Annotated in this window: 20 protein-coding genes; 11 read left to right on the top strand and 9 right to left on the bottom strand. The window is 65.3% G+C overall.

The window, feature by feature from the left end; genetic code table 11:
* The first annotated feature begins 310 nt into the window (after nt 1-310).
* From G3545_RS19350 to G3545_RS19360, 3 genes are all read left to right on the top strand, one after another.
* Nucleotides 311-625: a co-chaperone GroES gene (locus G3545_RS19350; RefSeq protein ID WP_170014893.1), complete on the top strand. Its 315-nt coding sequence runs from the start codon at nt 311-313 to the stop codon at nt 623-625.
* A 48-nt stretch (nt 626-673) separates the two neighbouring features.
* Complete coding sequence (gene groL / locus G3545_RS19355; protein WP_170014894.1) at nt 674-2,308, top strand: chaperonin GroEL; 1,635 nt, start codon at nt 674-676, stop codon at nt 2,306-2,308.
* Nucleotides 2,309-2,426: 118 nt separating this feature from the next.
* Complete coding sequence (locus G3545_RS19360; protein WP_170014895.1) at nt 2,427-2,690, top strand: DUF1488 domain-containing protein; 264 nt, start codon at nt 2,427-2,429, stop codon at nt 2,688-2,690.
* Nucleotides 2,691-2,717: 27 nt separating this feature from the next.
* Here the strand turns inward: G3545_RS19360 and G3545_RS19365 are convergent, their stop codons facing one another.
* A complete protein-coding gene (locus G3545_RS19365; protein ID WP_170014896.1) occupies nt 2,718-2,987 on the bottom strand; it encodes a hypothetical protein in 270 nt (89 codons plus the stop codon).
* 158 nt (nt 2,988-3,145) lie between these two features.
* Between G3545_RS19365 and G3545_RS19370 the strand changes: the two genes are divergently transcribed.
* Nucleotides 3,146-3,403: a hypothetical protein gene (locus tag G3545_RS19370; protein ID WP_170014897.1), complete on the top strand. Its 258-nt coding sequence runs from the start codon at nt 3,146-3,148 to the stop codon at nt 3,401-3,403.
* A gap of 108 nt (nt 3,404-3,511) precedes the next feature.
* On the opposite strand, the gene G3545_RS19375 is transcribed toward G3545_RS19370, so the two are convergent.
* Nucleotides 3,512-3,868 carry a hypothetical protein gene (locus G3545_RS19375; protein WP_170014898.1) on the bottom strand — a complete coding sequence of 119 codons (357 nt, stop codon included), beginning with the start codon at nt 3,866-3,868 and terminating at the stop codon, nt 3,512-3,514.
* 448 nt (nt 3,869-4,316) lie between these two features.
* Here G3545_RS19375 and G3545_RS19380 point away from each other — a divergent pair, with 448 nt between their 5' ends.
* Both G3545_RS19380 and G3545_RS19385 read left to right on the top strand, forming a co-directional pair.
* A complete protein-coding gene (locus G3545_RS19380) occupies nt 4,317-5,297 on the top strand; it encodes a FecR domain-containing protein (protein ID WP_170014899.1) in 981 nt (326 codons plus the stop codon).
* A gap of 160 nt (nt 5,298-5,457) precedes the next feature.
* Nucleotides 5,458-7,137, top strand: coding sequence for an FAD-dependent oxidoreductase (locus G3545_RS19385; RefSeq protein WP_170014900.1), 1,680 nt, complete (start codon nt 5,458-5,460; stop codon nt 7,135-7,137).
* A gap of 1 nt (nt 7,138) precedes the next feature.
* Here the strand turns inward: G3545_RS19385 and G3545_RS19390 are convergent, their stop codons facing one another.
* Together G3545_RS19390 and G3545_RS19395 are read right to left on the bottom strand one after the other, a co-directional pair.
* Nucleotides 7,139-8,440, bottom strand: a complete 1,302-nt coding sequence (locus G3545_RS19390) for an MFS transporter (protein ID WP_170014901.1) — start codon at nt 8,438-8,440, stop codon at nt 7,139-7,141.
* Between the two features lie 97 nt (nt 8,441-8,537).
* Nucleotides 8,538-9,827 (bottom strand): MFS transporter, encoded by a 1,290-nt coding sequence (locus G3545_RS19395; RefSeq protein ID WP_170014902.1) that lies wholly within the window; start codon nt 9,825-9,827, stop codon nt 8,538-8,540.
* Between the two features lie 463 nt (nt 9,828-10,290).
* Between G3545_RS19395 and G3545_RS19400 the strand changes: the two genes are divergently transcribed.
* Entirely contained in the window at nt 10,291-11,436 is a 1,146-nt protein-coding gene (locus G3545_RS19400; protein WP_170014903.1) for a beta-propeller fold lactonase family protein, read from the top strand.
* Complete coding sequence (locus G3545_RS19405) at nt 11,436-12,497, top strand: amidohydrolase family protein (protein ID WP_170014904.1); 1,062 nt, start codon at nt 11,436-11,438, stop codon at nt 12,495-12,497. The genes G3545_RS19400 and G3545_RS19405 overlap by 1 nt, the downstream gene beginning before the upstream one ends.
* A 73-nt stretch (nt 12,498-12,570) precedes the next feature.
* On the opposite strand, the gene G3545_RS19410 is transcribed toward G3545_RS19405, so the two are convergent.
* Complete coding sequence (locus tag G3545_RS19410; protein ID WP_170014905.1) at nt 12,571-15,315, bottom strand: inositol phosphate phosphatase SopB; 2,745 nt, start codon at nt 15,313-15,315, stop codon at nt 12,571-12,573.
* 23 nt (nt 15,316-15,338) lie between these two features.
* A complete protein-coding gene (locus G3545_RS19415) occupies nt 15,339-15,815 on the bottom strand; it encodes a type III secretion system chaperone (protein ID WP_170014906.1) in 477 nt (158 codons plus the stop codon).
* A 167-nt stretch (nt 15,816-15,982) separates the two neighbouring features.
* Here G3545_RS19415 and G3545_RS19420 point away from each other — a divergent pair, with 167 nt between their 5' ends.
* Nucleotides 15,983-16,408, top strand: coding sequence for a lipocalin-like domain-containing protein (locus G3545_RS19420; RefSeq protein WP_246702479.1), 426 nt, complete (start codon nt 15,983-15,985; stop codon nt 16,406-16,408).
* A 90-nt stretch (nt 16,409-16,498) separates the two neighbouring features.
* Here G3545_RS19420 and G3545_RS19425 read toward each other — a convergent pair whose 3' ends face one another.
* Both G3545_RS19425 and G3545_RS19430 read right to left on the bottom strand, forming a co-directional pair.
* Complete coding sequence (locus G3545_RS19425; protein WP_170014907.1) at nt 16,499-16,900, bottom strand: DUF6006 family protein; 402 nt, start codon at nt 16,898-16,900, stop codon at nt 16,499-16,501.
* Between the two features lie 106 nt (nt 16,901-17,006).
* Complete coding sequence (locus G3545_RS19430) at nt 17,007-17,390, bottom strand: hypothetical protein (RefSeq protein WP_170014908.1); 384 nt, start codon at nt 17,388-17,390, stop codon at nt 17,007-17,009.
* 194 nt (nt 17,391-17,584) lie between these two features.
* On the opposite strand from G3545_RS19430, the gene G3545_RS19435 reads away from it, so the two are divergent.
* Nucleotides 17,585-18,469 (top strand): DMT family transporter, encoded by an 885-nt coding sequence (locus G3545_RS19435; protein WP_246702480.1) that lies wholly within the window; start codon nt 17,585-17,587, stop codon nt 18,467-18,469.
* Between the two features lie 242 nt (nt 18,470-18,711).
* Nucleotides 18,712-19,803 carry a DUF2778 domain-containing protein gene (locus G3545_RS29515; RefSeq protein WP_206151281.1) on the top strand — a complete coding sequence of 364 codons (1,092 nt, stop codon included), beginning with the start codon at nt 18,712-18,714 and terminating at the stop codon, nt 19,801-19,803.
* Nucleotides 19,804-19,893: 90 nt separating this feature from the next.
* Here the strand turns inward: G3545_RS29515 and G3545_RS19445 are convergent, their stop codons facing one another.
* Nucleotides 19,894-20,703 (bottom strand): aminoglycoside phosphotransferase family protein, encoded by an 810-nt coding sequence (locus tag G3545_RS19445; RefSeq protein ID WP_170014910.1) that lies wholly within the window; start codon nt 20,701-20,703, stop codon nt 19,894-19,896.
* Nucleotides 20,704-20,758: the final 55 nt, after the last annotated feature.

Genomic DNA, 20,758 nt, shown 5'->3' on the forward strand with positions numbered 1-20,758 from the left:
TTTCTCCGGCTGGGTACGCACCTTGATCGCGCGTGTCCGGGCGGATCGTGACGTTCGTGAATGGATGGTCGCGCGGGGCGCCGACCCTTCCATATCGTAATATGCTGGTTCACGGTGTCGAAAATGTGCGGGTGGTCGTTCCTCACCCAGCCGACCAAGCCGCCGCGTGACGTGCGGATTGCCCGTAAGCCGGGCCGATCGTCTCGAACATTCCGGAACCGCACCCTTTGGCACTCGTATCAATCGAGTGCCAAAGGGTGTACACCTCACGGCAGCAGGAAATGCCTGCCCAGCCCGAAAGGGGCATCCCATGAAATTCCGCCCGCTGCATGACCGCGTCGCCGTCCGGCGTCTCGAAGGCGAAGAGAAGTCCAAAGGCGGCATCATCATTCCCGATACCGCCAAGGAGAAGCCCTCCCAGGGCGAGATACTTGCGGTCGGCCCCGGCGCCCGCGACGAGGCCGGCAAGCTCGTGCCGCTCGACGTCAAGGTCGGCGACCTGGTGCTGTTCGGCAAATGGTCCGGCACCGAAGTCAAGATCGATGGTCAGGAGCTCCTGATCATGAAGGAAGCTGACATCATGGGCGTTATCGAGAAGGTCACGTCCGCCAAGAAGGCGGCCTGACAACTTCCCGCCTCGTCAGCTTTTCATAAAATATATTGGAGCACCACCATGGCTGCCAAAGAAGTACGTTTTTCCACTGACGCCCGTGACAGCATGCTGCGCGGCGTCGAGATCCTCACCAATGCGGTGAAGGTGACGCTCGGCCCGAAGGGCCGCAACGTCGTCATCGAGAAGAGCTTCGGCGCTCCGCGCATCACCAAGGACGGCGTCACCGTCGCCAAGGAGATCGAGTTGGCCGACAAGTTCGAGAATATGGGCGCGCAGATGGTGCGCGAAGTGGCCTCGAAGACCAATGATCTCGCCGGCGACGGCACCACCACCGCCACCGTGCTGGCCGCCGCGGTGATCCGTGAAGGCGCCAAGCTGGTCGCCGCCGGGATGAACCCGATGGACCTGAAGCGCGGCGTCGACCTCGCGGTGGTCGCCGTGGTCAAGGACATCGCGGCGCGCGCCAAGAAGGTCCGGTCGTCCGAGGAGATCGCCCAGGTCGGCACCATCGCCGCCAATGGCGACAACACCGTCGGCGATATGATCGCGAAGGCGATGCAGAAGGTCGGCAATGAGGGCGTGATCACCGTCGAGGAGGCCAAGAGCGCCGAGACCGAGCTCGAAGTGGTCGAGGGCATGCAGTTCGACCGCGGCTATCTCTCGCCCTACTTCATCACCAATGCCGAGAAGATGACCGTTGAGCTGGAGGATGCCTATCTCCTGCTCCATGAGAAGAAGCTCTCCGCATTGCAAAGCTTCCTGCCTCTGCTGGAAGCCGTCGCCCAAACCGGCAAGCCGCTGCTGATCGTTTCAGAGGATGTCGAGGGCGAGGCGCTGGCCACGCTCGTCGTCAACAAGCTGCGCGGCGGCCTGAAGGTCGCGGCGGTGAAGGCTCCGGGCTTCGGCGATCGCCGCAAGGCCATGCTGGAAGACATCGCCACGCTGACGGGCGGCCAGGTGGTTTCCGAAGATCTCGGCATCAAGCTGGAGAATGTCGCCATCGACATGCTCGGACGCGCCAAGCGGATCCGGATCGACAAGGACACCACGACGGTGGTCGACGGTGCTGGCAAGAAGAAAGACATCGAGGGCCGCGTGTCGCAGATCAAGGCGCAGATCGAGGAGACCACCTCGGACTACGACCGCGAGAAGCTGCAGGAGCGTCTGGCCAAGCTCGCCGGCGGCGTCGCGGTGATCCGCGTCGGCGGCGCGACCGAAGTCGAAGTGAAGGAAAAGAAGGACCGCGTCGACGACGCGCTGAACGCCACCCGCGCCGCGGTGGAAGAAGGCATCGTCCCGGGCGGCGGCATTGCCCTGCTGCGCGCCAAGAAGGCGGTGGAGAAGCTGACCTCCGACAATCCCGACATCGCTGCCGGCATCAAGATCGTGCTGCGCGCGCTGGAAGCCCCGATCCGCCAGATCGCCGAGAATGCCGGCGTGGAAGGTTCGATCGTGGTCGGCAAGGTGCAGGAATCGAAGGACCAGAACTTCGGCTTCAACGCCCAGACCGAGCAGTTCGTCGACATGATCGCCTCCGGCATCGTCGATCCGGCCAAGGTCGTGCGCACCGCTCTGCAGGATGCCGGTTCAGTCGCGGCGTTGCTCATCACCACCGAGGCGATGATTGCGGACATTCCTGCCAAGAATGCCCAGGTCGCGCCGGCCATGGGTGGAATGGGCGGCATGGACTACTGAGACGCGAAGACTGGTCCGTCGCACCGGTGCGACGGACCACCCGTCGCGCGTGGACCAGCCTCCCGGTAGTCCGGGAGGCTACGGCCATATCCAGGCTCTTCAAGCCGCGGAGGCTATGATGGCGATCAGTTTTCCGAACACCAGCCGGTCCTACGACCCGCTCAAGCGCTGCGTCCGCTTCTGGGGGTATGATTCGACATTCGAGATCTCGTTCTATCTCGCCGAAGATGCGCTGCAGAAGTTCAGTCCGCAGCCGCAAATGGACGAAGCCGTCTCGCTGAGCGTGTTCGACGGCAATCGCAAGCGTATCGAGAGAGCGGCCCACGCCGCTTATGAACGCCAGCGGCGCAGCTTCTACATGCTCTCGAAAGCCGATTTCTGACGGCTGTGCATCAGCATTTCGGCGCGCTCAGGTGAGTTTTGCCACCGATGAGACCGGTATAGGCTGACCGGAAACGAATGTGCCGAGCTTTATTTCAAGCTTTGCGCCATTGACCAGCCGCAGCATGATCGGTCCACGCTCTTTCCAGATCGTCGCAATCTGAGCAGGATCGACATTGGTGAGATAGCCAAATCCGTTGGAGCCGCTCCGGCCTTCGATCTTGTAGGCGGCCGATATTTCCTTGCCGCCGGCCAGAACATGGCCCTCGCCGAGGAATGACTTCGCTATCTTGATCAAATCCCTGTCTCCATGGACCTGACAGGTTACGCGCGCCTCGCCTGGATGTCGATATCAAATAAAAACAAATTAATATGGCCGCTCACGATATAGTACTGATCCGCGGGCGCACGATTTTATCGCTCATGAGGCGAGGGACAGGAATGAATATCCGACGAATGAACAGCGCGAACGACGCTGCGATTATCGCTAAACTGGAAAATCGCAAGGATTTGACGGGTTCATACAGCATCGAGGCGCGCACCGACGGCTCGTTCCTGGTGCAGCGCTATGATGACCCGGTATCGGGCAAGTTCCGCGCCTTCGTCGGGCGCCACGAGGACGGCACCCTCGACGGCCTTGAAGTCGCAGTCTTCAGAAGTGGACAGCTGACATTTGCCGACGCCGACTGGTCCCGTGTGACGGCGACGGTTTAGCCTCGCGCGCCCAATGGGCGGACCAGCAACCACCTGCGCTCGATGCAACAGAAACGGCGGCCGATCTTTCGATCGCGCCGCCGTTCTGTTCTGCGTCAGGCCCAATGCTTACCGAATGCGGATCGTGAAGCCCGGGTCGGAGTAGTAATTGCCCTCGTGGTAGTAGCGCCCGCCACCGCCGCCGTACCCGCCGCCGTACCCCGGCTCGACGTAGCGCGGGCCGTCATAGCGACCATCGTAATAGCGCGGGCCGCCGCCGACGCGGTCGCAGTCGCGAATCGTCACGCGCTTGGGGTTGCCCCATTTATCGGTGCGCCACACCCTCCGCTCCTGGCAGACGACGCGAACATTCTCCACCGACGATCGGGTCGAAATGCCTGCGCTGGGGCCAAGGGGGGCGGCGCTCGCCGCACCGGCAAAGCTGCAGACCGCGACGGCAATCGCGGAGATGGCAATCCTGTTCATGGTACCTCCAAATCGTCAGGACGATCTGGCTAACAACTTCGAATGCTAAACTAAGTTCCAGTAGCGGAAGATTAGTGGTTCAACTTGGCATCACGTCGTATTGCAAGCTCGAAATATTACCACAGAACACCACAGCATTGTTGTCATACATACACTGCGATCATCGAAGGCAGGCGAACACACCATGCGGGTGCACACCACGCCGATCGCCATCTCCGTCTCGGCGCCGGCGGTTTTGAAATCCTCGCGGGGCGCTTCGGCGCGTCTGCGTCCGGGCGGCGCCGTCATCGGGTAAGGATTATTTCCCGGTTTCACGTTCCATTCACGCACGCCAGCACTCTCTTGCCGCGGGTCGAATTGATCGTTCGAGCAGGAGGCTCTTGTGCAACTCCAATCGGTTCCGCAATTGGCGGACTTAAACGTGCATTTGCGTATCAAGCCTATCGCCGTGCGTCTCGCCTTATGGGGCGCGATCATCTCGGCCTCGGCCCTGGCCGGCGTGTCCGCGGTTCAGGCGGCGGGCCCGAGCGGCACCGCCGTCTCGGTCATCCCCGCCGCTGCCGCCAACGGAGCGGAAGGGCGCCGTGTCCTCAAGGTCGATGGCGACGTCTTCATGGGCGACAAGGTGCAGACCGGCCCGGGCGGCGAGGCGCAGATCGAGTTCAAGGATGCGACCAAGCTTGTTGTCGGCCCCAACTCGCTGATGACCATCGACGCCTTCGTGTTCAACGCGGACAACACCGCGCGCAAGATCACCGTGAACGCGGCCAAGGGCGCGTTCCGCTTCATCACCGGTAACAGCGAAAAGCAGGCCTACACGATCAAGACGCCGACCGCGACCATCGGCGTGCGCGGCACGGAGTTCGACTTCTCGGTGGCGGGCAATGGCGAGATGACGCTGGCGCTGTTCGAGGGGCAGGCGCGGGTGTGCGATCTCGCGGGTGTGTGCCGCGACGTGCGCGGCAGTTGCGCCGTGGTCGTCGCGCCCGCCAGCGGCGGGGTGGACCCGGCGACCTGGAGCCAGCCCGTCGCCGCGCGGTTCCCCTATGTGGCCTCGCAGGCCAGCCTGCTGCCGCGTTTCCGGGTGAACACCACCTCATGTGCCGACCGCGAGGCGAGCCTGAGCGTCAATCCGGCGAGCACCAATGACGGCAGGCGCGCCAATAGCCGTACCAGCAGCAGCCGGCCGGCCCCGGATCCCAGCCCGCCCGACGACCATTGCGGCGACGAAGGTGAAGAAACGGGAAGCTATGACACCTCGACACGGCTCGGCGCTTCCGCCTTGTCCGCCGGTGCCAAAAGCTTTGGTGGCGGCTTCGGGGGCAGCTTTGGCGGTCGCAGCTTCGGTGGCAGTTCCAAGGGGAGCGGGAAGAGCGGTGCCGGCAATAGCGGCAGGTCCGGCGGAAGTAATGGCCGCAGCAAGGATTAGGGACGGAGCTTCCTGCTAGCCTCGGATCGTTGCAGCAAGCTCAACGGGTCGGTGCCACCGCATCACACTATGGGAGCCCCGCACGTGCGGGGTTCCCGCCATCTTGAGGGCTGGCTCGGCAATCGTGATAGAACACCCCCGTTCGGTTGCGAGGGATGCGATGAGCCTGCTCGACACACGGCGCCACCAGATGTTCCCGGTCTTCGACGCGACCCAGCTTGAGCTGGTGAAGCGGTTTGCCAGTGGCGAGGCGCGCAGCTTCGCGCCGGGCGAGACCATCTATGATGTCGGCGACCGGAATTCCTCGACCTGGATCATCCTTGAGGGGACCATCGACGTGCGCCGCCGTGACGGGCTTGGCCATGAGCGGGCGATCACCTCGATGGGGGTCGGCGAATTCACCGGCGAGATCAGCCAGCTTGCCGCTCGCGCCTCTCTGGCTGCCGGCATCGCCGGGCCGGAGGGCTGCACCGCAGCGCCGCTCGACAGCGCGCATCTCCGCGCCCTCATCATCGGCTCCGCCGAGATCGGTGAAGTGGTGATGCGCGCGCTCATCCTGCGCCGGGTCGGGCTGATCGAGGCCGATGCGGTGGGCTCGGTGCTGGTGGGCGTTCCCGGCCATCCCGATGTCACGCGCCTCGAGGGTTTCCTCTCGCGCAACGGCTATCCGCACAAGACCCTCAACGCCCACAGCGAGGAGGGCCGAGCGCTGGTCGAGCGGCTCGGCATTCTGCCAAGCGAATTGCCGCTCATGGTCTGTCCGACCGGTGCGGTGCTGAAGTGCCCGAGCGAGGCCGAGGCGGGGGTATGCCTCGGCATGGTCCCCGAACTCACCGCTGACCGACTTTACGATGTCGCCATCGTCGGCGCCGGCCCTGCCGGGCTCGCCACCGCGGTCTATGCGGCATCGGAAGGCTTGAGCGTGCTGGTGCTGGACCAGCGGGCCATAGGCGGGCAGGCTGGCGCGTCTGCCCGCATCGAGAATTATCTCGGCTTTCCCACCGGCATATCCGGCCAGGCGCTCGCCGGCCGCGCCTATGTCCAGGCACAGAAATTCGGTGCCGAACTGGCGATACCGCTGGGGGTGCGGCGGCTGGATTGCGGCGAGCCGGACAAGGCAGGCCGCTGCTCGCTGCGTCTCGAATTGTCGAACGGGGTCGCGGTGCGCTCGAAGACCGTGGTGATCGCCTCGGGCGCCCGCTACCGCCGCCCGGACATCAGCAATCTCGACACGTTCGAGGGCGCCGGCGTCTCCTATTGGGCCTCCCCGGTGGAGGCCCGGCTGTGCGAAGGTGAGGAGGTCGCGCTGGTCGGCGGCGGCAATTCCGCCGGCCAGGCGGTGGTCTATCTGGCGCCGCGGGTGAAGCGGCTGCACCTCATCATCCGCGGTACCGGCCTGGAGGCGTCGATGTCGCGCTATCTCATCGAGCGGATCGAATCGCTGCCAAATGTGGAGATCCACACCCGCACCGAGGTGCGGGCGCTGGAGGGCGACCGCGCCCAGGGGCTGACCGCCGTCGTGTTCGGCGATCGCGACACCGGACAGCCGCACACCTGCCCGGTGCGGCATCTGTTCCTGTTCATCGGTGCCGATCCCAATGCCGGCTGGCTGGACGGCTGCGTCGCCGTCGATCCGAACGGGTTCGTGATCACCGGCGCGCAGCCCGGCGACGAATCCGGGCGGCCGGTGCTGCCGCTGGAAACCAACCGCCGCGGCGTCTTTGCCATCGGTGACGTGCGGGCGGGATCGACCAAGCGCGTCGCCGCCTCGGTCGGCGAGGGCGCCTCGGTGGTCGCGCAGATCCATAGTTTCCTCGGCGCGACCACGACGCAGGCCTAAATCAGGCTGTTGCCTCGCTCGGCGCCAGGTTCGGCGTGGCGGCGCTTTCGCCGATGCTGCCGCGCACGAGGAAGAGTTCGATCAGCGCGCCGACAAGAGCGAGGATGCCGCAGATCACGAAGGCGATGGTGAAGTTGCCGGTCGAATTCACCAGATAGCCGGTGACGATCGGCGCCAATATGCCGAAGCTGTTGCCGCCCAGCGTCACGAAGGCGAAGGCGCGCCCGACATCGGCGGGCGAGCGCAGCAGGTCGTTGGTCAGCGCGAAGTTCCAGGACTGCGACGAGGCGCTGAAGGTAAGCGCGACGGTGAGCAGCGGCACGATGGTCCACATGGAATCGGCATAGGGCATCAGCAGCACGCTTGCCGAGGCGAGGCAGCCGAACGCCACCGCATAGCGGCGCTTGCCGGCGCGCAGCGATTCGGTGCTGAGCATGCGGTCGATGCCGTAGCTCAGCAGCAGGCAGAAGATGATCGAGAGGCCGTAAGGCAGCGCGGTGTAGATGCCGCTCGACATGATGGTGAGGCCCCGCGACATCTGCATATAGCCGGGCAGCCAGGTGAGGAAGAAATAGGTGATGTAGGTCAGGCAGCCCTGCGCGACGGCGATGCTCCACATCGTCGGCGAGGCGAGCAGGCCGCGATAGCCGATGGAGGCCTGGGCCCCGGCCGCGGTGGAGGCGATGTCGCGCTCGGCGAGGATCTTGGCCCGCTCGGCCTCGTCGAGCCAGCCGGCCTGCTCCGGCCGCCGGAACACCGCGATCCAGACCGCCACCCATAGCAGGCCGACCAGGCCGGTGATGATGAAGGATAGCCGCCAGCCGAAATCGGTCACCAGCCAGGAGACCAGCAGCGCCCCGATCGAGGGACCGGCGAGCGATCCGCTGATCCAGATGGCGGAGGCGAGGCCGCGCTCCGAGCGCGGTGCCCATTCGCGAATCACGCGATTGGCGCAGGGGTTGGTGGGCGATTCGAAGACGCCGAGGCCGAGCCGCGTCAGCAGCAGCGTCACCATGCCGGAGGCGAAGCCACCCAGCATCTGCGCCAGCGACCAGAAGCTCACGGCGCCGGCGACCGCCCAGCGGGTGCCGAGCCGGTCCGTCATCGCACCGGCCGGCAGCAGGCAGAGGATGTAGATCCACAGGAAGGACGAGAACAGATAGCCGAGCTCGGTCGGATTGAGATTCATCTCCTTGGCGATCGAGCTGCCGGCAACCGACATATTGATGCGGTCGAGCATGCTGATGAGCAGGAAGGTGAACAGCAGGGCATAGATGAATGCCCGCTTGGGAATGCCACGCATGGTGTTCCTCCGATGACGGATTGCTCTCGTGTTTCTTGTGGGCTCGCGAACGAGGGCACCCTTGGCGGAGTGCCTCCGTGTCTCTCGAATGCAGGGTTCAGGCGCTCGAGCGCGAGACGTCGACCTGCATGGCCGGGGTGGGCCGGCGCAGGATCAGCAGCAGCGGAACCGCCAGCAGGCCGACGGCGGCGAGCGCCAGCAGCCCACCCTCGAAGCTTCCGGTGCGGTCGCGCAGATAGCCCATCAGCCAGGGGCCGACGATGCCGCCGACATTGCCCAGGGAATTGATCGCGGCGATGCCGGCAGCCAGCGCCGCACCCTTCAGGAACTGGTGGGGAATCGCCCAGAACGGCGCGAGATAGCCGAACATGAAGAAGCCGGCGGCGACCAGGGCCACCATCTTGTAGACCGGGTCCGCAAAGAGCGTGGACAAGGCCAGGCAGCCGGCGACGGCGGTGATGGCGACGGCGACGCAGCCGCGGCGATTGCCGGTCTTGTCGGAAATATAGCCGAACAACAGGATGCCGCAGACCGCAGCGATCGACGGCAAGGCGGTGACGAAGCCGACAGCGGTGTTCGACAGGCCGAAACCCTTGACGATCTGCGGCAGGAAGAAATTCACGCCGTAATTGATGATCACCGCGCCGAAGCAGACGAAGCCGAGCGCGAGGACGACGGAATTCCCCAGAGCAGCGAGGACGCCGTGGTTGGTCTCGACCGCATCGGCCTCACTCGCCATGCGCCGTGTGAGCCATTCGCGCTCACTGGGCGTCAGCCATTCCGCTTCCGCCGGGCTGTTGCGCAGCACGGTGTAGAGCACGAACGACATCAGGATGGTGGGGACGGATTCGAGGATGAACAGCCACATCCAGCCGGTCAGCCCCATGAGGCCGTCGAGATTGAGGAACAGGCCGGAGATCGGCGCGCCGATCACCGTCGACAGCGGTATCGACAGCCAGAAGAAGCTGCCGATGCGCGCCCGGTATCTGGCCGGGAACCATAGCGCCATGAAATAGACGATGCCGGGATAAAGCCCGGCTTCAGCAATGCCGAGCAAGGCGCGCAGCAGATAGAAGCTGTATTCGCCGCGCACAAAGATCATCAGCAGCGAAATCAGCCCCCATGTGAACATGATGCGGGCGAGCCAGATCCGCGCGCCGACGCGGGCAAGAATGATGTTGGAGGGTACTTCGGTCAGCACATAGGTGACGAAGAAGATGCTGGCGCCAAATCCGTAGGCCGCGGCCGAAAGCCCGAGATCGGCATTCATGGTGAGCGCGGCGAAGCTCACATTCACCCGGTCCAGATAGGCCAGGAATGCCGCGGTCACCAGCAAGGGTATGAAGCGCCACGCCACCTTGCCGATGACGGCCTTTTCGTCGACCATGTTTTCCTCCACGAGATTCTTTGTTGTTTCCGCAGCGAAATATTCACGAGAAAATGGCGCGTGCTTTATTGTATATTACGTTACGTAATGTAGTCGTATTACGTAATGGGGACCGGTGGCGTGGCCGGTCAGGGCAAAGATGGTCAATCGACGACAGCGTGTCGGATCGAAACACCTCGCGAAAGCTATGGCGGGCGGGCGATTTGCTCCGGCGGCCAAGGTGCAAGCTTGACAGTTATAGGCTTATAAGTACTATTATATGAAGAGAAAGCAAGGGCCGCCGATCGATTTGATCGAACCGCCCGCCTGAAAATGGACCGTGACGAGCGGGGAGGGCGCGCCATGCGCTGCGACGAATCATTGAGCGATCCACCCCTTCGCCAGCCAAAGTGACGTGTCGATGAGTTCGCAGCCGCCTTTTTCCGATAGCCTCGCTTTCTTCGCGAGCATCGGGCCGACCATCTTGAGTTACCGGCTGGACGTGGCCACGGGGAGCTTCACCTTCGAAGGCCGCGCCGCCGATTTGCCGGCAAATGTCCAGTATGCCTGGCCGCACGTCTCCGGCCGCTTTCTCTATGTCGCGTCGAGCGACGGCGCGCCGGGCCTCGGCATCATTGGCGAGCGCCATCATCTCAGTGCGTTTGCGGTCGACCCTGCCACGGGAGCCCTCTCGCCGCATGGCGAGCCGGTACCGCTTCCCGCGCGGCCGATCCACATGACCTGTGATGCGCCGTCTCGCCATGCACTGATCGCCTTCAGCGATCCGCCGGCGCTGCGCGTCTACCAGATCGCAGAGGACGGCCGCCCTCGCGGCGAGGTGGAGCAGCGCGAGCCGATCGATCCGGGCATATTTCCGCATCAGGTTCGTGTCGCCGCCGACAACCGCCTCGTGATCCTGGTGAGCCGCGGTCATGACGCCAAGCCCGACCGGCCCGAGCGGCCGGGCATGCTGAGCGTCTTCACCTATCGCGACGGACAATTGACCGGCCAGCAGCGCATCGCCCCGGACGGCGGATACGGTTTCGGCCCGCGGCACCTGGATTTCCACCCCGAAGGCGGCTGGATCTATGTTGCGCTGGAGCGGCAGCACCGGCTCGACGTGTTCGCGCGCGTCGGGGATACGGTGTCACCCGAGATGCTGTTCAGCCGCTCGACGCTGGAGAGCGAAGACGCCGTCCATCAGCATCCCGGACCCGGGCCGATCCACGTCCATCCCAATGGGCGCTTCGTCTATGTCGCCAATCGCGCGCCCGAAATTCTTGGCGATGGCCATCTGCCGTCCTATGCCGGCGGCGGCAACTCCATCGTGGTCTATGCGATCGACGCGGCGACCGGCGAGCCCACGCCGATCCAGCATGTCGATTCCGGTGGCATCCATTGCCGGACCTTTCAGATCGATCCGAGCGCGACCCAGCTGATCGCCGCGCATATCGTCGGGCTGAACATTGACGGTGATCCCGCGCGCTTCGTGCCGGCGGGCCTGTCCTTCTTCCGCATCGGCGAGGACGGCCGTCTCAGCCAATTCAGGTTCCACGAGATCGCGACCGGCGGCCATCAGCTGTTCTGGACCGGCATGGTCCCGCTATCCGGCGGTGACGGGAGAGAGTGATGAGCGAACCTTATGTCTATCGCGGCTCGATCTATCGCGATCCCGCCGCGCTGAACGCCTGGCTCGCGGGTGCGCCGCCGGAGGCGCCGCTTGATTCCGATCTGCCGATCATCGATCCGCATCATCATCTGTGGGAGACCCCGCAGCGCGGGCGCTATCTGCTGCATGAGTTCGTCGCTGATGTCGCCGAGGGCGGTCACGATATAAGGCGGACCATCTTCGCCGAATGCGAGGCCATGTACCGCGCCGATGGCGATCCTGCGCTGCGCCCGCTCGGCGAGGTCGAGTTCGTCCGCGGCATGGCGGCGATGAGTGCCTCCGGCAAATACGGCCCGGCGCGGGTCGCCAGCGCGATGATCGGCCATGCCGACCTGACGCTCGGCGCCAGCGTGCGCGATGTGCTCGAAGCCGAGATCGAAGCGGCGGCGGGACGCCTGAGCGGAATCCGGTTCTGCGCCGCCTGGGACGGGCATGATGCCGTCGGCAAATTTGTGGCGCACCCGGTGCCGCCGAAGCTGCTGCTGGCGCCCGAACTGCGGGAAGGCGTGGCCCAACTTGCGGGCCTAGGCCTGAACTTCGAGACCTGGCTGTTCTTCCACCAATTGCCCGACCTGATCGACCTGGCGCGGGCCTTCCCCGAGACCACCATCATCGTCGACCATGTCGGCGGCCCGATCTGCGTCGGGCCCTATGCCGGGCAGCGGCAGGAGATCTTCGAGAGCTGGCGCCGGGACATGGTCACGCTTGCCGCCTCCCCGAACGTGCAGGTCAAGCTCGGCGGCCTCGGCATGCTGCATTTCGGCTTCGACTTCCATCTGCGCGACGTCCCGCCGCCTTCGGAAGATCTCGCGGCGGCATGGCGGCCCTATATGGAAACCTGCATCGAGGCCTTCGGCGTAAATCGGGCGATGTTCGAAAGCAATTTCCCGGTCGACAAGCAATCCTGCCGCTATGGCACCTTGTGGAACGCCTTCAAGCGGCTGGCGTCCGGGGCCTCCGCCGAGGAGAAGGCGGCGCTGTTCGGCGGCACGGCGGCGCGGGTGTATCGGCTGAATGGATAGGGCGCCCGGCGCCCCTGAAATGAAAAGCCCCGCAATCGCGGGGCTTTTGTCGGCCCCAGGCTTCTACCTGCGCCTACTCCGCGGCGAACTCGCCGAGGCCGGAGAGATATTGCCGCACAATGGTGTCGGGGATGCGGGTGCCGAGCTTGCCGGCCTCCTTCGAGCCGCCAAGGCCGGTATTGTAGACTTGGTTCTCCAGCTGGCCGGAGCTCGAGGCGATCACATAGTAATTCTGCTGGTCGTCGCCTTCGAGCCGCGCGTCGGGCCTGATCTCGCCGCCCATGTCCTCGGTGATGATCTGGTGCTTCAGCTCGGTGTCGGTGACGCCGCCGCGGTCCTTGTCGCTCTTGCAGCCCTTGGACATGGTGGCGGCGTGGTCGACGACATTGCCGATCGCCAGCGCCTCCTCGGCTAGGCCCTGCAGCGCCAGGATGTGGCGGCCCATCTTCGCCGGGTCGCCATTGCCGCGCTTGAAATCCTCGTGGGTGAACATCGAGCGCACCAGGTCGGCCTGCTCCTGCATGCGCGTCGCCAGTTCGCGGTGCGCCGGGTTGTTCATGTCGAGCCCGTCCATCACCTCGCCGATGAAGCCGCCGGGACGCGAGCCGAAGGCGCCGAACTCGCCCTCGCCGAGATCCCCGACGAACTTCTCCATCATGCCGCGATTGTGGTCGTAGACGCTGGCCCAGCCACCGACCCAATCCGGCGCCCGGCCGGTCGCCATCGGGTTGATGCCGAAGCTGAAGCTGATGACGTCGACCTCGACATTGATCGGCGTATCGTTGCCGGCCAGCACCACGCCGTGGCCCGGCGTGCGGTCGTCGTCGACATGGAACTGGATCGGGCCGCCATTATGCGCGGTGGAATTCTCGTGGAAAGCGTTGAACTGCTCGAGCGTGTAGGTCTGCTCCTGATAGTCGTGGAGCTTCTTGGTGCCTTCCATGCCCGGCAGTTCGCGCCAGCCCGCTGGCGTGATCAGGTTCACGCTGACATGGGTGATCTTCACCGGCCTGTTGTCGCCGGCCTGCACGCGGTTCAGCGCCTCGGTGCGGATGCGGTCGTTCACCGAGATGGCGGCTTCCAGCACCTCATGGGCGCCGTTCACATTGGCGGTGTGGCGCTGGCCGGGATTCTGGATGTCCCACATGTCGAGCACGCCGTGGCCGATCAGCTTGATCCGGCTCACTTCCTGCTGGCCGGGGAGCATGCGCACCAGCTCGCTGACCTTGAGGTTGCGGGCGTGGGTCTGGTCGTCCTTGGTCGCCGAGCTGATGCCCTGCTGGGCGCCATAGAGCCGGCCGAAGCGCGGATTGATGGCGTTGCCGGGCGTGATGCGGCTCTGATAGGTGCGGGTCACGCCGTCGCGATGCACCACCATGTCGCGGCGGATCGGCGCCCAGTCCTGGTTCTCGTTGAGCGCCTGGCGCCGCGCCGAACTCAGATTCTCCGACGAGGTCAGCTCGCGGATGGTGTCGCGCGGTATGCCGGCCTGGGTCAGGAACGTCGTCAGATATTGCTTGGCGGTGTTCTTGCCGAGCGTCGCCGGATGCTGGTCCTTGCTGATGGTGCCCGGCAGATTGGTGCGCGGGCCGGAGCCGGAGTTGTCGTAGATCTGCTGCTGCATGTCGATGAAGCTGGTCTTGGCCAGCGTCAGCCGGGCGATGGTCGCCTGGTCCTGGGTACCGGCGATCGCCTGGTCGAAGATCTTGCCGGCGGCGTGGGCCCACAGCAGGTTGCTGTAGTCGACCGTCTTCTGGCCGAGCGGATCGTTCTCCTGGAGATCGTCGATGAAGCTGGCCTTTGCCAGCAGCAAGCCCTGCTGGTGGCGCAGCTCGGTGGTCAGGGCCTGGAACAGGTCCTGGCCCTCCTGGGTGTTGGGCGCGTTCGGACCGGCCAATTGGCTGAGCGCCACTTCGAGGCGGCTCAGCCGATCATGGGCCGCGACCAGCTCATTGCCGAACTCCTGCCAGCCTTCGGGGTCGTAGCGCATCTCCGACAGCAGCTCGCCATTGTGGGAAATGGCGACCAGTGCGTCCTGGGCGAGGCTGCGGAACTGCACCGGCTCGGTGGAGAGCGGATGTCCCTGCGCGGTCGTGGTGGAGAATTTCGGCAGCATCTCCTGGACGAAGCTGCGTTGGTCCTCGCGCGGCGTGCCGGCATGGCCGGCATTCACATACTGGGCAAGGCCGGGATGCTGCTCGCGGAAGGCGTTCTGCTTCTGCAGCTCGAACTTGGCAATGGCGCGCGCAGCGATGTTCTGCATGTCGGTCGCGTCGAGCGTGCGCGTGGCGAAATGCGGATCCTGCCGCACCTCGCGCCGGAACAGCGCGTGCAGCGTCTCGTTGCCGGCGTCGGTGACGGGCAGATGCGTGAAGCCGAGATTGATGCCGCCCTGGAAGGTGCTGGTGAAGCTCGGCGGCGTGGTGCGGCGCAGGAACGCTCCGATATTGTGCTCGGTCTGGTCGACGGCCTCCTTGCGGTACTGCTGGGCCTTCTCCAGCACCAGCTTCACCGTCTTCTCGCTCATCGGCTTGGCGCTGTTCTGCCAGCCCGGCGGGAGGCCGGCGGAACGAGCCGCCCGGTTGGCGATGTGTGCGCCCTCGGCCTTGATCAGTGCCGTGCGGAAGTTCGTCTTGAAGTCGCGATTGTCCTGCTGCTGCTGCACGGTGCCGTAGCGGGCATCGCCGGTCTTGAAGAAATTGACGACGCGGTCGCCGAACGGCAGCTCGGCTTGGATGACCCCGGTGGGATGCTGCGCCTGGTCGAGCGTCAGCCGATTACCCTGGGCGGAGCGGAAGGCGGAAATTTCCAGGCTCATGACGGCGTCTCCTGCCTGCGGCTTCAGACGCGGGTCATGAATTCGGCGCCGGGATCGAGCGGCTCGGGCGGCAGCTCGTCGTCGCCCGCAAGCAGCGGCCCGCCGGCGTTCGCGGTGGCGAGCCGGTCGGTCCAGTGCTCGGCAATGTCGATGAAGCCGGAGAGCCAGTCGCGGAACGCGGCGTCGCTGGTATGGGCGAGGGGGCGGCGGTCGGCGATGAAGGCGACGCGGGAATCCGGCTCCACCGAAATGGTGCCGCCCTTGGTGCCCTGCCAGAACATGTTGGCGGCGAGCAGCATGCCGTAAATGCCCTCGACGCGGTCCTCGTCGACCTCGCCGAGCCGGGAGAAGATCACCAAATCGTCGGCGTCATACTGGAAATGGACGACCAGTTCGTCGAAGCTCATGGCGCAATAGCCGTCGGCGTCCGGGGTGGCCTCGGCCAGGCCGATCGAGTGTCCGAAATTGCGGATCAGTTCCGCGTAGGCTTCCACCGACATGATCCATCCCCCTTCTGCTGATGCAGCCGCGGCCGTGTGATCCGGCCGATCCGGCAAGTGCTAGCAAACGGGAGGAGGGAGCCTGTGCCGTATGGGACACCGGCGCTGCTCAATCACGAGGCGCAGCGAGGAAGTTGCGCTATCGTCGGCCCCGGGAGGGCGCGGCCATGCTGAATGGACGACGAATGCTGGGCACCTGGAAGATGCTGTCGTGGACCCGAACGGTGGTCGCCACCGGCAAGGTCGACGACGCCATGGGCCCCGATCCGGTCGGCTACATCGCCTATCATCCCGACGGGCGCATGACCGCGATGGTGTTCACCCGCGACCGGATCAAGCCGGCGTCACCGGCGCCGACCGCGGAGGAGAAGGTGAAGCTGTTCGACTCGATGCTCGCTTATACCGGCACCTATACGCTCGAGGCCGACCGGGTGATCCATCATGTCGATGCGGCGTGGAATCCGGCCTGGCAGGTGGACCAGGTCCGCCCGCTGACCTGCGATGGCGAGAGCCTGGTCATCAGCGGCGCCCCGGCGGTCGATCCGACCACCGGAGAGGAAGTCATCTACCGGATCGAGTTCCGCAAAGTCTGACGCCGCAGGATTCTGCAATGGATCGGGACCAGCGCGTCGGCCGATGCCGGCGCCGGTCCCGTCATTCTTCTGGCGACTACAGATCGGCGATCAATGCCAGCAGGCGAGCCGGTAGCGCTGGCCGTTCCAGGTGGTCCAGCCGACGCTCTGCCGACCGTTCGGCTTGGGCAGATACCATCGGTTGCCGTCGGCATGGTTGAAATAGACGCCGCCGAGGTTCCCGGTACGCGGATTGGTGAGCGGCACCCAGCGCGAGCCGTTGTCGGAGAAGCTGCCCTTCCATTTGACGCCGCTGCTGGTGCTGCAGATGTTGCCGTTGCAGCTGGTCTGGCTGTCGTCGACGACGGCCCATTTCATCTGTGCCGGCCGTCCATCGATGTTGCAGGACCACGCACCGCCCCACCATCCAACGGCCTGGCTGGCTCCGGCGGAGCTGAAGCTGCCGAAGCAGAGAACAAGGCCGATCAGGCTCGCGTAAAGAACATGTCGCATGTCGAAGCCTCCTCGATTGGCGATCGGTTTGACCGCGATGGTGAGAAGAGCTCCCCTTGCGTGAATCGGCCGTGATTATGCTGTGCCGTTCCTAGCGCGGCCGGCGTCAGCCGCAGTATTTTACCGTGAGCACCTGCTGGATCACCAGCGGAGCCGGGCGCCGCAGCGGATAGTCGTCGCCGTCGAGGTTCGACCATTCGACATAGTCGACGATCACCTTCTTCATGTCGCCGAGCTGCGGCCGGTCCTTGAAGCAACGCGCCGGGAGGGTGCTGGAGCCGTAGATGCTTTCAACCACCCCGGTAATATAGGCGTCGCACCAGGTCGCATCCGCGGACGGGCCGAGGCAGAACTGCAGCAACATCTTCCCGGTGGTCGAACGCTGGTGCGGGTCGGCGTGGGCACCCGTGGTGGCGAGCGCGGCGATGGCGATTGCCGGCAGGATGCGCGTCCAGTAGCAGCGGCGTCTATTCACCAGGCTCTTCATCATGGCGGCGTCTCCCCTGTCTGCTCCAATGCATGGGGCAGGGAATACGCCGGCGCCGTGAGTCGAGCGTGAAACGCGCATATCAGCTGCATCACAAGCTTTGATTAAACACCGTGCCTCGATGCTGCTAAGAGCGGCGCACATAAGTATCCTTTGCAGAATGCGGTGCCACGGCCGACATGCAGCATGAATCGGCAATGACACCAGGCGTCTCCCGCGAAACGCTCGGCATGTGGCTGGGCTTGCTTGGCGTCGTCCTCTTCGGCGGTACGCTGCCGGCGACGCGGCTTGCGGTCGTCGGGCTCGATCCACTCTTCATCACCGTGGGCCGCGCGGCAGTCGCTGGCGTGCTGTCGGCGGGGATCCTGCTGCTGCTCCGGCGCCGACTCCCGATCCCATCGCAGCTTCGCACCATGGCGCTGGCCGGATCGATGATCACCATCGGCTTTCCCTGGCTGATGGCGCTCTCGTTGCAGACGGTGCCAGCCTCCCATGGCGGCGTGGTGCTCGGCATTTTGCCGCTGACCACGGCCGCGGCGGCAAGCCTGATCCTCGGCGAGCGGCCCTCGCTGCGCTTCTGGCTCTTCGCCGTCCTCGGCACCGCCGTGGTGATCGTCTTTGCCCTGCGGGACGGCGGCGGGCATGTCGCGATCGGCGACCTCTACATGTTCGCTGCGGCGATTTGCGCCTCGGTGGGCTACGTCTATTCCGGCCGACTGGCGCGCGACATGCCGGGGTGGGAGGTAATCTGCTGGATACTGGTCCTCGCCTTGCCGGTCATGCTGCCTTTGGCGCTCTGGACCATGCCGGCCGATGTCTCCGCCGTCCCGGCGAGCGCCTGGGCGGGCTTCGGCTATGTCGCACTGTTCAGCATGTTCCTCGGCTTCTTCGCCTGGAATGCGGGCATGGCGATGGGGGGCGTTGCCCGCGTCAGCCAGGTGCAGCTACTGCAAACCTTTGTAACGCTTGCGCTTTCCGCTCTCGTGAATGGCGAGCATATCGACCCGGTCACGATCGTGGCCGCGCTCGCCGTGGTCGGCATCGTGGCAATTGGCCGCAAGGCGCGAATCCAGCCGCGCTGAACCGAATCGCGGTGAGTCGCAGCTTAAAGGTGTTGCCGAAATCACGCGGTCCAGAGTGTAAACACATTATCGCCGCGCTCATCTGTTTCACAAAGGGCCGCGTAAATAGATTCGTTACCAAGAATCGGGTCTATTGACGTGCTGGCTGCGCAGATGAGCTCACTGCCGCGCGCGTCCGGCCTGGGGAACGGGGCCGATTGGTCCCGGTAGCCGTAAGCGTAGCAGTTCGACTTGTGGGGATCATGAGGCAAAACGTTCGGACCGACGACAAGGGCCGTCGCAAGGCCGCCGTTGCTCGCCAGACCAAAGCGCGTCCGCGCATAGCTCATGCTGTTCTGATCGGCTTCGGGGGCATTGCCACCGTGGCGATGGTCGGGGCCTGGTTCATGCTCGCCGCTGGCCCGAGGCCGGCCGAGGCGGCGCTGGTCACGCCGCAGAAGCGGTTCGCCATGGCGTCGCTCGGTCCCGTCGACACCACCACGACCGATGTCGCGACGGTCCCGGCCGAGACCGAGGCCGCGGGCGGCACCGTCACCGACATCATGGATTTCCGTTCGGCCGGCACGCTCGTTGACGGCGGCGATTGGGTGTTTGCGGCCCCGGTGCTGGCGATCGCGCCGGCCGCCAAGGCCGACACCGCGCAGGCCGACGCGTCCCCGGCCGATCCGGCGCCGGGGCAGGTGGCACAGGCCAAGGTGCCGCTGCCGCCGGCCAATCCGCTGCTCGCCGAGCGCGCGGCCGCCGAGCCCTTCACGCTGCAGGCGCCGGCCGTGCCGATGGCGGTAGCACCGCTCCCGCTCAAGAATCCGCTTGGCGATCGCGGCGAGGTCGCGGCCTTGCCGCCGCCGCAGCCCGGTCCTTCGCCGAGCGACGAGCCGGACCTGAACGCCGAGGTGACGCTGCCCGGCCGCACCGACCGCTATGCGGTCTATGACATCCGCGCCAAGACCGTCTACCTGCCCAGCGGCGAGAAGCTGGAAGCCCATTCCGGGCTCGGCGAGATGTTTGACAATCCGCGCCATATCTCGGTGAAGATGCGCGGGCCGACGCCGCCGAATATCTACGACCTCACCCCCCGCGAGGCGCTGTTCCACGGCGTCGAAGCGCTGCGCATGACGCCGGCCGACCATAGCAAGATGTATGGCCGCGACGGCATCCTCGCCCACAGCTATCTGCTTGGACCGCGTGGCGATTCGAATGGCTGCGTGTCGTTCAAGGAATATGAGCGGTTCCTGGCGGCCTATAAGCGCGGCGAGATTTCGCGCATCGTCGTCGTCACCGAGATGCCGAACACGGCGCCAGGCAAGAACCTGTTCTCCTGGCTGAAGATCTGAAGATCTGCCTCGCAACTCACCAGGCGAGTAACCGTGGATGGCCGGGACAAGCCCGGCCATGACGTGGCAAATCACGAGTGTCGCCCGCGATCAGCGGTCCAGCTCCGCCGCTGCCAGCTCGGCGATCGTCAGGTCGGTGAAGGCCGGGTCGCCGTCGCCGAGATACCAGACCGCCGACAGACCGGTCCACGCCAGGATCCAGCGCAGCAAGTGCCGGCGATCGAGGCCGGCTGCCTCCACCACCACGTCGAGGCGCCGCTGGAAACGGCCCGGCACGGTCGAGACCGGACGGGAGGGATCGTCGAGGTCGGGATTGGTGAAGATATTGGCGTAGTCGAAGGCGCGCTCGCCGATCAGCCGCTTGGGATCGATGGCGAGCCAGCCGCGCGCGCCGAAGTCCAGCACATTGCCGTGGTGCAGGTCGCCATGCAGCACGACCGCCTCGCTCGGCTCAGCCAGCAGGGCTCGGGCGGTCTCGGCGCTACGGGCGAGGATGCCGCCGTGCACTGCTGCGGCGGGTTCCAGGTCGCGGAACCAGCGGGTCAGCGGGACAAGTTCCGGCAGCGGCTTCGATCGCGGGGCATGCAGTCGGGCCGCTACCGCGCACAGCACGCGGCAGGCCTCGTCGTCGCGCCCGTCGCGGGCCATGTCGGCAAGACATGCGCCGCCTTCGGCGCGTTCCATCAACAGAGCATCGGGATCGCGCGCCAGCACGCGCGCGGCGCCGATGCCGTCCCACCATTCCATCAGCGCGCCGCCGAAGCGCTCCTCCTCGTCGAGCGCCAGCTTGAGCATGGCGGGCGCGCCGCGATGCTGAACCGGGAGCAGGTGGCTCGAATGGGTGGTGATGGGGGCGCCGTCGGGGACGAGGTCCCATCGGTCGAGATACATGTCGAACATGCCGGAGCCTTAGCACATCCGGCGCCAGCGCCAGCGCCAGCGCCAGCGGGTCTTG

This window comes from Starkeya sp. ORNL1, from assembly GCF_012971745.1.
Classification (GTDB): Bacteria; Pseudomonadota; Alphaproteobacteria; order Rhizobiales; family Xanthobacteraceae; genus Ancylobacter.